This is a genomic window from Rhodovulum sp. DZ06 (assembly GCF_050586345.1).
Classification (GTDB): domain Bacteria; phylum Pseudomonadota; class Alphaproteobacteria; order Rhodobacterales; family Rhodobacteraceae; genus JBOCEF01.
In genome coordinates this window covers 1-12,471 of the sequence record NZ_JBOCEF010000018.1, presented here as the reverse complement: position 1 = coordinate 12,471, position 12,471 = coordinate 1, and the positions used below count along the sequence as shown (strand labels likewise).

Below are 12,471 nucleotides of genomic sequence, written 5' to 3'. Positions count from 1 at the left end.
CCCCGGCCCCACGCGCTCAGTCCGAAGCGGGAACGCCCGGGGGCACCACGCTGCTGTGCTTGATCCGGCGCAGGGCGAAGAGGGTCGAGGTGCCCGCAACGCAGTCCAGCTCCAGCAATCCGCGCATCAGGATGCCTTCGAAATCTGCGATGTCGCGGACGACCATGTGCAACAGGTAATCCCAGTCGCCGGTCATGGAATAGGCCTCGAGGATCGCCGGTTCCGCGTCCACCGCCCGCTGGAACGCCGCCCGCGCGGCGGCGTCCTGGGATTTCATCCGCACCTGGCAGAACACGTCCGTGCCGCGTCCCACCCTGGCCGGGTCCACGAGGCGCACCGGCGGGCCGATCACGCCCCTCTCCTCGAGCGCGCGGATGCGCCGCCAGACGGTGGCGGGCGAGGCGCCGGCGGCCTCGGCCATCTCCGCCGCGCCCGCCGAGGCGTCGCGCTGCAGGATCGACAGCAGCGTCGCCTCGATCTGCGTCAGGTGATCCGATCCGCTCATGTCCCCAGCCCCTATTGATTGCATTTGATCAAAATTTGCCGCGACGCGGCGCAGGTTGAAAGCCCTTTTCAGCCGCGCGGGCGCAGAATGGGGACAAGGAGGACCCCCCATGACCGACCAGACCCCGATCCTGCGCGACTACGCCCTGTCCGACCGCTACACGAAGACCTCGGGGCGGGTGTTCATGACCGGCACGCAGGCGATCCTGCGCATCGCGCTCGACCAGGCGCGGCGGGACAGGGCGCGGGGGCTGGACACGCGCGGCTACATCTCGGGCTATCGCGGCTCGCCGGTCGGGGGGATCGACCTCGAGGCCGGGCGGAATGCGAAGGTGCTGGAGGCGGCGGGGGTCGATTTCCTGCCCGCGGTGAACGAGGAGTTCGGCGCCACCCAGATGATCGGGACGCAGCAGGTGGAGACGGACCCGCACAAGACCTGCCGGGCGGTGTTCGGCCTCTGGTACGGCAAGGGGCCGGGGGTGGACCGGGCGGGGGACGCCCTGAAGCACGGCAACGCCTACGGCGCCTCGCCCAACGGCGGCGTTCTGGTGGTGGCGGGGGACGACCATGGCTGCGTGTCCTCCTCCATGTCCCACCAGTCCGACGTGGCCTTCATGAACTTCTTCATGCCGGTGGTGAACCCGGCTGACGTGGCCGAGTTCCTGCCCTTCGCCGAATGGGGCTACGCGCTGTCGCGGTTCTCGGGGATGTGGGTCGGGTTCAAGGCGATCTCCGAGACGGTGGAATCGGGCATGTCCTTCGACATCCAGCCCGACCGCGCCTTCGCTTCGCCCGATTACACGCCCCCCGCGGACGGGCTGCATTACCGCTGGCCCGACCTGCCGGGCCCGCAGATCGAGGCGCGGCTGGAGCACAAGAAGAACGCCGTCATGGCCTTCGCCCGGGCCAATCCCATCGACCGGGCCGAGTGGGGCCACGCCGCGCGCTTCGGCATCGTCACCACCGGCAAGGCGCATCTCGACGTGCTGGAGGCGCTGCGGCTGCTGGGGATCGACCGGGATCGGGCGGCGGCGCTCGGGATCGACCTCTACAAGGTGGGCATGGTCTGGCCGCTGGAGCACGAGGGGGCGCTGGCCTTCGCCCAGGGCAAGGACGAGCTGCTGGTGGTCGAGGAGAAGCGCGGCATCATCGAGAGCCAGCTGAAGGAGTATTTCTACGACTTCCCCGGCGGCAAACCGCGCCGGATGGTCGGCAAGCGGGATGAGACCGGCGCGCGGCTGATCCCCTGGACGCAGGAGCTGGGGCCGCTGATGCTGGCCCGCATCATCGCAGCCCGGCTGGCGCGCAACGGGATCGCGGAGCTTGAGGAGGCGGCGGCGCAGGCCGCCCCGGCGCCGCATCCCATCGAGGTCTCCGGCGCCGCGCGCACCCCCTATTTCTGCTCGGGCTGCCCGCATAACACCTCCACCAAGGTGCCCGAGGGGAGCCAGGCCTTCGCCGGGATCGGCTGCCACTTCATGGCGTCCTGGATGAACCGCAACACCACCTCGCTGATCCAGATGGGGGGCGAGGGGGTCAACTGGGTCTCCCGCGCGCGGTTCAACGGCGATCGGCACGTGTTCCAGAACCTCGGCGAGGGGACCTATTACCACTCGGGCTCCCTCGCCATCCGCCAGGCCATCGCGGCGGGGACCAACATCACCTTCAAGATCCTGTTCAACGACGCGGTGGCGATGACCGGCGGCCAGCACGTGGACGGGCCGATCAGCGTCGAGGCGATCGCGAAATCGGCGCTGGCCGAGGGCGCGAAGCGGGTGGTGATGGTCAGCGACCGGCCCGAGGACCTGCCGCGCGTCGCGGGGGTGGAGGCCCATGGGCGCGAGGCGCTCGACCGCGTGCAGCGCGAGCTGCGCGAGATCCCGGGGACCACGGTCCTGATCTACCAGCAGACCTGCGCCACCGAGAAACGCCGCCTGCGCAAGCGGGGCAAGATGGAGGACCCGAAGCGTTTCGCGGTCATCAACCCCCTGGTCTGCGAGGGCTGCGGCGATTGCTCGGTCCAGTCCAACTGCCTCAGCGTCGAGCCGCTGGAGACGGAATTCGGCCGCAAGCGGCGCATCAACCTCTCGACCTGCAACAAGGATTTCACCTGCCTCAACGGCTTCTGCCCCAGCTTCGTGACGGTCGAGGGCGGGGCCCTGAAGAAGCGCGAAGGGGCTGGGGAAGCGGCCTTCACGCGCCTCTCGGCCAGGCTGACCGCGCCCGTCCTGCCGGACCTGGCCGAGCCCTGGGACATCGTGGTGACCGGCGTCGGCGGCACCGGCGTGGTGACGGTGGGCCAGCTGATCGCCATGGCCGCGAACCTCGAGGGCAAGGGCGTCTCGGTGCTCGACTTCATGGGCTTCGCGCAGAAATTCGGGCCGGTGATCTCTTACATCCGCATGGCGCGGGACGAGGGCGCGGTGAACCAGGTGCGGGTCGAGCCCGCCTCGGCCGACGCGCTGATCGGCTGCGACGTGGTGGTCAGCGCCTCGCCCAAGGCGTCGCAGACGCTGCACAAGGGCACGCGCGGGGTGGTGAACACCGCCGCCATGCCCACCGGCGACCTGGTGCAGCGCCGCGACGCGGACCTGGCTGTCCAGGACCGGCTGGCGGCGCTTGAGGGCGTCGCGGGGGCGCTGAATACGCTCGACGCCAACGCGCTGTCCGAGGCGCTGCTGGGCGACACGGTCTTCGCCAACGTGATGATGCTGGGCGCGGCCTGGCAGGCGGGGCTGGCGCCGGTCTCGGAAGAGGCGCTGATGCGGGCCATCGAGCTGAACGGGGTGAAGCCCGAGGCCAACCGGCGCGCCTTCGCCTGGGGGCGGCTGGCGGTGATCGACCGCGCGGGGGTCGAGGCGGCGGCGGGCGTGACCGCGGCCCCGGTGCAGACGCTGGAGGAGAAGATCGCCCGGCGCGCGGCCTTCCTGGCGGAGTACCAGGACGCCGCCTGGGCCGAGGCGTATCGCGCCGGGATCGCCCGCGTGCAGGCGGCCGAGACCCGCGCCTGCGGCGCCCCCGGGGCGGTGACCGAGGCGGCGGTGGCGGGGCTGTTCAAGCTGATGTCCTGCAAGGATGAATACGAGGTCGCGCGGCTGCACACCCAGACCGGCTTCGTCGAGGGGTTGAAGGATCGGTTCGAGGGCGAGTTCAAGGTGGTCCACCACCTCGCCCCGCCGATGCTGCCGGGCCGGGACGCGCGCGGGCGGCCGAAGAAGCGCGGCTTCGGGCCCTGGGTGCAGCCCGTGTTCCGGGTTCTGGCGCGGATGAAGCGGCTGCGCGGCACGGCGCTGGACCCGTTCGGGCGGACGGAAGAGCGGCGGCTGGAGCGGGCGCTGATCGCGGACTACCGGGCGCTGTTGGGGCGGCTCTCGGACGCGATGACGGCGGATGATGCGGGGGAGGCGGCGCGGCTCCTGGCCCTGCCGCTGGAGGTGCGCGGCTTCGGCCCGGTGAAGATGGAGGCGGCGAAACGGGCGCTGGAGGAGGTCCGGGCGGCGCGCTGAGGGGCGCGGTCGGGGGGGGCGTCGCCTGCGACGCGCGGGTGGCGGAGGGGATGGGCCTGATATCCAACCTTCTCCAGTCTAAGCCTTTGTTTTATATAACAATTGAAAATTCCTGGTACGCAGCGTCAGAGTACCTGCACTCATTTCCGCTTTTCCATGGGCAATGATCCTTCGAGGTCGATGCCTTCGACCCGGTCAAGCCAGCGATGCAAGAGCGCCCACGGGACTGCACGTCGCTTCTCCTCTGCCACAAGCGCATCTGAAAGCTCCCCGATGAAGCGGCTTGGGCCGACGAACTTCGAAGCGACGGAAAGGGGGAGATCGTTTGCCGTCTCGATACCCTTGGCCAAGTCCCGGATAGATTCAATCGACAGATCGATCGCGAAGATGTCTCCGGAAACTGCGGTTGGGCTCGGAGAGAAGTTTCGGTCAGGAGCTGACCTTCGAAAAACTGCAGCAAGCAGAGCATTCAGTGTCTGCCCACCCCAAGTCAAAAGCGTTCCCCCGTTCAATTGCCAACGAGCCGGATCATACCCATTGAGACGTGCCAGCGCCCATATGATGCTACGGCTCGTTGGTAGACCAGGCCCAGTAGCCTTGATCTTGGCGAGCGGGTGAGACTTTTTGGCATTATCTCCGAGGTAAGCCGCCCCATCGCCTCCCGCCAGTAGCCGTCGCATTGCACCGGCGTGGAACAGGGCGCCACCTGTGGTCGCTGCGTCCGCGTCACGGAATGCTGTGTCGCCAGTGCGGATATCGACGACGGAGCTACTGACCGCGCCGGCGATGACGGTATGGATCCGCCCCGCATCTCCCTCATCGATCAGCCGATCAGACGGCACAAGGGCCCCGCGCAAATTCACGAGACAGCCCGTTGCCAGCATGTCATGCACGACCCGAGTGTGCTCGGCTGTTCCGGCTTCGGCAGCCAAGTGCTTCTCCGTTAGGGAGCGGTCCTCACGAGTTGCGCGCCAGGCAAGGCTAAGTACCTGCTGAAACCGAACTGACGGGCGGTCGTACTCATACACGTCGTCAAGGTCTCCACGGCGACCACAGTCCAGCAACGCCTGCATTAGCTGTTCGTCGTCGTCTGAGCTCCGGAATCCGACCACTCTGCAGGTCCCAGTTCGACGGTTTCCGCGACCTATCCGCTGTAGGAAGCCGTTAACGCTTCGCGGCATGTCGGCGAGTACGACGGTATCAACGTCTCCGATGTCGATCCCGATCTCCAACGTCGACGTGGTCACACAGACGCCAAATCGATCGCTTCGCATCTGTTCCTCTACGCGCTCCCGCTGACCGGCAGGCAAGGCCCCAAAATGGAGATGAACCGGCCACCGGGTGCCGGAGAGCTCCTCGTGAAGATGCGCCGCCATGGCGTGCGCACCATTGCGGGAATTAGTGAAGACAAGCACTTTCTCAGCGCCCGCCCTCTCGAGCCACCGGGCGAGCTGCCGGGCCTTAGCCCGATCTGCTTGTCCGGGCTCCTCTACGACGACATCGACGAGCTCCAGATCGATTTCGCGCGGCGAGCCATGAGACAATACCTTCGCGTCTTCGCCGAGCCAGAGCGTCGCAACTGCCGGCATGTCGTCCAGCGTCGCGGTCATTCCAACGATCTGAAAGTTGTCCCGAGGAGACCGTGGCCGCTTGGCCGCACTCCGGATACGAGAGATCACGTGCCGCAGTTGCTGGCCGCGCGCCTGGCCATGGAGCAGATGAATTTCGTCCACTACCACCGATCGCACCGAATGCAGAAGTTCCGGGTGCCTAAGCTGCAGGGAGTCGAGCGCCTCCGGGGTCACCACGACGCAGAAGGCCCCTTCTGCGCGTGAGTACTCATGGCGGTCGCCAGTGTAGCGAGCGATCGTCCCGGGGTGCTTGATGCCCAAGTAGGTGACCAGGCGCTCGTAGAGGTCATTCACGAGCGCCTTGGTCGGCGCCACGTAGATCGTGGACAAAGCCCCGCGTCGGAAACTTACATGCCGCTGATAGAGCGGCGCGACGGCCGCTTCCGTCTTGCCAGAAGCTGTCGGCGCGGCGAACAGCACGTTTTGACCACGAACGATCTCCGGCATAACGGACGCTTGGCCCGGATATGGCTGCCGTCCGGCGAAGAAGATCGGAAAGGCGTCCGGCATCATACGCGCCAGGTCGGCTCGGCTGTTACTCATCCCAGGGCATCACCTCCCCTGAAATTTGCTTGGCCGCGTCATCAATGATCGCGAGTAGCTCATTGTGCCCTACGGCCACTGACTGGCTCAGCAGCACCGCGGCCGGAAGACCGGCCATCTTCGTCCAGTTCCGAAGCGACTTCTCGGTGTCTGGTATCTGCTCGAACCGCTCCCTCAGGACAGCAGCAATCTGCGCGCACAAGTCCGGATCCGAAAGCAAGTCGACTTTTGGCCCAAGGTGGCTTGATGCCTCGGTCAAGAACCGGATTGCCCATGCCTCGTAGTCAGCAGCACTCGGTGGAGCGAGGTGGACGACCTCATCCGGCGAGTGAATGAGCACGCTCATCTCGCCGGCCTTTCGTTTCAGGTCCTGCGTGTCTTCACCCTCCGTCAAGCCGACGAACAAACCGAAGTGCGGGCCTTCTCGCCAGAACGGCGGAACTCCCGTCATGTCGTAATCACAATTTGGATCCTGAAGGTCCTTTCGAGGGGGATGCGCACATCGCGCTAGCACATCGAAGAAATTGTTCGCCCGAAGGTACCGATTGATTGAATAAGTCCTGACGTGCTCCGCTTCATCGATGATCAAGGCCAAGCCCCGATATCCTAACTCCTTCAGCACTTCGTGCAGAACGACCAGGTGAAACGCATAGATGAGTCCGGTGTCTTTGGTCTGTGGCATCGTCGGGATCTTCCCCCGGTAGCCCTCCCGCCACGTGACCTTCCGTATTGCACTGATGAGCTTGACCTGTCCGGCCAGCCAGTTGACCGCCGAGACATACTCAGGGTCGTCGCGGCGATGCGCAAGAAACTGCAGCGCTTCGATGCCGTTCCCAAACCACTGCGATGCCTTCAGATACTTCAGCGACCGCACGTCCATCCACTTATCTCGAATCTCCTTGATGAGATCGAAGAAGTCCTCGTTCCGGCTGCCATCGCTGCGCATCGGGAACTCTAGGCCTGTGATAAGTTCTTGGTAGACCGAGAACGGCTTGGCCGGATCGGCAGCTTTTGGGTCAAGCTCGATCGATGCCGTCACCCACCCCTCACGCAGCGCGATAGCTCTCACAAGCCTCAGGTGGTGGGATTTTCCTGAGCCATAGTAACCCATGAAGATACGAGACGCGCCGCTGCGAGGAGCATCATGAAGGATGCTGCGCACATTGGACGAGATTTGGTCCCCACCTATCGTCAGCTTGATCAGTTGGTCGGGGTTCGATGGCACCACGCCCAGATTGACCGCCTCGAACGATTGCCTGAAGGCCAAGTCGGTGCCTTCTCGTACTGGCGCCGAGTTTATGACCGGACTACTGCCGTTCGGACGATGCAGCAGTTCTCCAACCTCGACATCGAACGTTTCTCCGAAGAACTCAACGGTAGCCGTCTCGCCGAGCAGAGCGAGAACTTGGCCGATGCCGAATTCCTCGTGCTCAACTTGATCGCCAGGCTTGATCACGCGTCCTCCCCCTCCAGAGGAGGTTCGTTGTCGTTCACAAAGTCGCTAGCCTGCTCGTTGCTGATTGCGCGTTGGGCCTCGCGTTGGTTGTTCAAGAAGCGACAGTACTGGTAGACGAAGAAGCGCGGCTTGGGCGTCTCGAAGAGGCGATCCTTCTGCGCCTCGACAACAGCCTTCATGTTCGACTTCTGCAGACCCTCATCCCATTCGATATCGTATGCTTTGGCAAAAACCGCGAGAAGTCGGTCGCCAATCTGAAAGATGACATTCTCAGAGTTGGCTTCTTCGATGTTGATCAGGGGTACCAGCGGACTCCCACGCGAAAATGCGACCGTCCCGATGCGATCCTGGAGCGCTCGATATGTACTGATCACCTCTGATCGAAAGTCGGGTGTCGCAGCGTACAAAAACATCACGCCGCCAAACTCGCCTTCGGCATTCTGGTTGATCATTGTGAGGAGGTTCTCGATGGCTTGCTTCTGCTTGGCAGACCCGCGTCTAAAGGAAGACGTGCGGGTTCCTTCATCGAACGCGATCAGAAATCCGCGATAGGCCATCCGCGTACGAAGGAACGCGATGACCGTCTTCAGGCGCCGGAAGGCGTTATCATCTCGTACCGGTTCGAAGAGGCCTAGCGCCTTCAGCCCCGTCGAGCGGACGTTGTCGCCCCTGATCCATGAGATCAGTTCGCTATCTGCCACCGCTTCTGTGGCACCGCAGTTGGTTTTCAGGAGACGCTTGCTCAGCGCCGTCAACGCCGAGGCCATCTGCGTATCCGGCGCTCCCTTCCACAGACCGCCGAGTTGCTCCTCAATCTGCCGCTGGACCAGATCAGGGACATCGTCACCTGGCTCAGCGCCAAGTTGCCGAATTCGTGTACTGACCCAACTGTCGATCAGGATCTCGATACCCTTTGCGTCTCCGGTATCGGCGTCAGCCGGCGGCTGGAACGACTCCATGATGGCGCGGAAGATGGCAGCCGGGGAATTAAACGGGCACTCGGCGCCGACGGTTACGAGGGCAGTTACGACGTCGTTCTCGGAGGCTCGCTGAGCGAGACTGTTAATGAACTGCGTTTTTCCGCTTCCGTAATCGCCCTCGAGGTACTTGAAGCAGCCAATGCCTTCAGCGAGATCACCGCGGAAATAGTTCTGATCGAGTGCGTCAATAATTGGTTCAGTGCCAGCATTGATGAAATAGGAGTCGCGCCCGGGTGCGATCGGGGCATTCAGAAGCTTCTGGATCAAGCGCCGAGCATCGATCTTCGATATGGCAATGGTCATCGTGTCACCCCTATTATTTTCCCACGCGCCGGATATAGATCATCGGTCGCACGATGGTGCCTTCGGTATTTCCGGGAACGAAAAAGGCCCGTGACTTTGATCCGTGTGCTTGGTTGAGAGTTGCAGGCACAAGTTCAAAGTTTGGGCCAGATGCGCTATCGCGATTTCGACGCCAGTTTATCAGGTTGATAATAAAAACAGCCTCGGGAACGTCCTCAAAGTTTCTTCGCGCCGGGCTGTTCCAGAAGCGGTCATCCTGCACGGCAACCTTGAATAGACGCGCCACATCAGCGATCAGTACGTTTTCGTCTTCGTTGAAGTGTCTCGCCATTCCCCATGCGAGCGAAAGCCGATCCAGAAAACGATCGACAGGCATCGTCCACTTCTCGACGATGCGTTCAGAAGCTTCGTAGGCTCTTACTACGTAGTCGACATCCGCCGGAATCTTCGAGATCATGGCGTAGTGTGGCGTCATCGACCACGACCAACTTAAGCCACTCTTGTCTGGCACCAAGACAAAACGGCCAGCAAAGAAGTGATTGTCTTTGTTACCTGTGGTCACCCCTTCGAGTTGGCGGAGTACCTGCAGGGCGAAGCGCCTTCGGTTCTCCGGATGCCGCATATGGTCTGCATGCTCGTCGACAGCCCTTTGAGCTGCCTCCATTTCACGTCGAACCCCAGGATCCTTCGTTGCATCTTCCGGTAGCGACAGGGCAAGCAACTCTTGCTGTCGTTCAATTGCAGCTGGAGGGAGATCAAGCCCCTCTGCACGGGTCTTTCCTTGCCCAAGGATACGCGGCAAGCGCGCTGCAAGAATTCCCTTTGCGTTTGCAAGAAGCCCATTCTTCTCAACGTATCTTTCAAGTTCTGGGAAGAGTTGGGCGTCGGCTGTGTCTGACATTGTTCTTCTTTCTTTCAGGACTGAGTCACGTCAAAGAGTGACTTGTCCATTTTGCGTAGCAGCGGCGGATATTCACTGCAGATCAGGGCCAAACGGCGCGCAGGCCGGGAAAGCGCGACATACGCCCGGTTCAAAGTGAAATTTAGCGCTGCGCTCTCGACGCCTTCCAAGCCCAGCACGATGCATGCATCAAACTCGAGGCCCTTGATGCGCTCGACCGAGGACGTCAGCAGACCGTCGCCGGATGCGGCCCAAATCGGGGCAAGAGGAACGTCGATGGCTGCCAGTTCGTCGCGAAGAACGTTCAGCGCCTGCTGATCCTCGTTGATCTGTAGAAGAGCAATACTCGATACCACATCAGATCGGCGCAGAACCGCGACTAGCTGCTTTATACGGCGAGCATGGTCCTGGTACGGTGCGACAATGATCTGGGGTTTCTTGTCCTCCAGCGAGCTGTTCACGTCAAAAGTCGGCCTTTCTCGAAAGGCTACCTCGTAGAAGCCCTGCAGGAAGCGACCTATCTGTTTGCTCTGCCGCATGTTCCGAGCGAATGGATAGATCTGCTCAGCACCTTTGCCTCGCAGGGAGCGCCCGATGTGAAGCGCTTCGGCGTTACGCATGCCCTGAACGGGACTCACGATTTGCCGGAAATCTGCGGAAACGGTCAGTGCGCCGTCGGGGTCGACGAGCGAGCCGAGGAGCGACGCCTCTGCCACCGTAAGGTCCTGAGCCTCGTCAATGGCGACGTGCGTCCACCGATCACCGTCAACTGTGGCCGGGCCCAGCGCCGAAGGCAGCTCCCTGAACCGACCTTGCGGCTCCAACTCTGTCGGCAGAGCAAAGCGAAGAAGCCAGGCGATCCACGCAACATCCTCGGGGCCGTAGATTCGATCATTCCATTCACGTTGAGCGTTGGCGAGGACTTCAGCTTCGTTCACACGCCCTCCGGTGCCGCGCCGCATCCGGTGGGCCGCCTCCGATTCTCTTGCTCCGAAGTAGCCCGCGACGGCGCTCAGCGGGTCGTAAACCCAGTACAGCCATTGCTGGAATGCTTCATCAAACTGACGACGCTGGGCCGAGTTCATGCGATCGCGCGCATCAGCGTATGGCTGCGACACCTTTGAGAACACCGCTGCCATGGAAAGAGCCGACGAGGCCGGATCACGCCCCATATTGGCGGTCTCTGCCGATCGCCGGAGTGCCGACGCCAGCGTCGCGAGCTGGGTCGCTGCACCTGGTGCCAGGCTTGCCCATTTGGCATCCGCTCCATGCGGCAGACGGTCTGCGACTTGATGCTCGTAGAACTCCCAAAGCCGAACGAGGTCGTGCTGATCAGAAAGCCCCAAGATGGCGCTTCTCGCCGCTATCTCCAGTTGGGAAAGCCTCTTTTGCCGCGGGCGCGCATTGTATTTATACAGCCAGACCTGATCGACATAGTTGCTGAAAAAGTCGCTAACGCCTTCAACGACAGATGCAGGGATCGCCAGCTGCTTGCTCAGAAGATTCTTGGCCTGACCAGCCAGATTTTCATTTGCTAGAAAAACGCGTGTGAGGTCTGGCGCGTACTTCACCAGCCGACCTCCGTCGTCGCGCTGGTCCTGCTGATCGAAGAGAAAGCGGATGCGCTGAAACGCGACGGTCGTCTTTCCTGATCCCGGTGCGCCAGTCACGATCATGAGGCCGCTCATCCGCGATACAAAGGCCTGCACCTGATCCTTCGTCATCTCCAGCTTGACGGCCTTCAACCCGGTCGTGGGCTGCACAGCGCGCTTAGGACGCACTGCACCACCAGGCTGGTAGACTGCCGATATCTGTGGCAGCGCAGCGTCGAAGCGCGCTTTTGCTAGAGGTTCAACGCTAAGAAGCTTGAAGCCACTTGCCTTCACGTCTCGGAAGTCGCCGATGTCCGTGGATAGGGCCAACTGGATGCCTGGATGCGTCCAGGACAGAACGGCAATGTTGGAAGCCCCATCCCGAAATACTTCATTCACTGAAGACTCAACGTTCGCATACCAGAGTTGCTCTTTTTCGATGATCTCTCCACGCTCGCCCACAACCTCGGTGTAGACTTCAACCATGGCTTGGAATGGGTCCGACATGATCGCTTCGAGGGCAGCGAGACGCTTATCTGCATAGTCCCTACGGCCCAGATCATGTTCGGTGGGGCCATGCAGACCACTTCCAGAGAGCACGGGCGCTCGAAACCGGGCGAACTCATGCTGCGCGCATCGAACTGCCGCTAGCGCGTTCGCCTGGTCGCGCGAAATTCGCTTGTTCAAGTCATCGTGCTCAATCGGTGCGTTCATGGCCACCCTCATCAATCCCGATCAGAGTATGCGTTTTGCATATCTCTTGACAAGCAAGCCTGATGATGGTTCTTCCACCTTCTAGCGCGCGCGCGCGAGGCCGATGTTCACCTGAAGCCGCCAATGCAGACACGAGCCTGCTCCCGCATCACCGCGTAGTCGCTCAGCATCTCAGCGATGACCGAACCCTCGGGCAGCAGGGCCAGCTCCTCTGCCGCGCGCGCCTGGAGCTCGCCGCTGTACTCGACGACCGGCGGACACGCCCCTAGGACGCGGACTCATATCCCGGCAATCCAAATGCGGATGGATGCGAGCTTCAGGGCTGCGAGATAGTTGTCCGG

At 62.5% G+C, this 12,471-nt stretch carries 7 protein-coding genes; 1 reads left to right on the top strand and 6 read right to left on the bottom strand.

Going from position 1 to position 12,471, the window contains the following annotated elements:
• Positions 1-16: 16 nt before the first annotated feature.
• On the bottom strand, positions 17-505 hold the full coding sequence (locus ACQ5SO_RS09985; RefSeq protein WP_430941451.1) for an Lrp/AsnC family transcriptional regulator: 489 nt from the start codon (positions 503-505) through the stop codon (positions 17-19).
• A gap of 109 nt (positions 506-614) precedes the next feature.
• Here ACQ5SO_RS09985 and ACQ5SO_RS09980 point away from each other — a divergent pair, with 109 nt between their 5' ends.
• Positions 615-4,010, top strand: a complete 3,396-nt coding sequence (locus tag ACQ5SO_RS09980) for an indolepyruvate ferredoxin oxidoreductase family protein (RefSeq protein WP_430941450.1) — start codon at positions 615-617, stop codon at positions 4,008-4,010.
• A gap of 140 nt (positions 4,011-4,150) precedes the next feature.
• Here the strand turns inward: ACQ5SO_RS09980 and ACQ5SO_RS09975 are convergent, their stop codons facing one another.
• From ACQ5SO_RS09975 to ACQ5SO_RS09955, 5 genes are read right to left on the bottom strand one after another with little or no spacing between them, the layout of a single operon-like run.
• Positions 4,151-6,184, bottom strand: coding sequence for a DEAD/DEAH box helicase (locus tag ACQ5SO_RS09975; protein ID WP_430941449.1), 2,034 nt, complete (start codon positions 6,182-6,184; stop codon positions 4,151-4,153).
• A complete protein-coding gene (locus ACQ5SO_RS09970; RefSeq protein WP_430941448.1) occupies positions 6,177-7,640 on the bottom strand; it encodes a BREX system ATP-binding domain-containing protein in 1,464 nt (487 codons plus the stop codon). The genes ACQ5SO_RS09975 and ACQ5SO_RS09970 overlap by 8 nt, the downstream gene beginning before the upstream one ends.
• Positions 7,637-8,923: a BREX system ATP-binding domain-containing protein gene (locus ACQ5SO_RS09965; protein WP_430941447.1), complete on the bottom strand. Its 1,287-nt coding sequence runs from the start codon at positions 8,921-8,923 to the stop codon at positions 7,637-7,639. Before ACQ5SO_RS09965 ends, ACQ5SO_RS09970 begins: the two co-directional genes overlap by 4 nt.
• Before the next feature lie 13 nt (positions 8,924-8,936).
• Positions 8,937-9,824 (bottom strand): hypothetical protein, encoded by an 888-nt coding sequence (locus ACQ5SO_RS09960; protein ID WP_430941446.1) that lies wholly within the window; start codon positions 9,822-9,824, stop codon positions 8,937-8,939.
• Positions 9,825-9,838: 14 nt separating this feature from the next.
• Positions 9,839-12,130, bottom strand: coding sequence for a hypothetical protein (locus ACQ5SO_RS09955; RefSeq protein ID WP_430941445.1), 2,292 nt, complete (start codon positions 12,128-12,130; stop codon positions 9,839-9,841).
• Positions 12,131-12,471 lie beyond the last annotated feature (341 nt).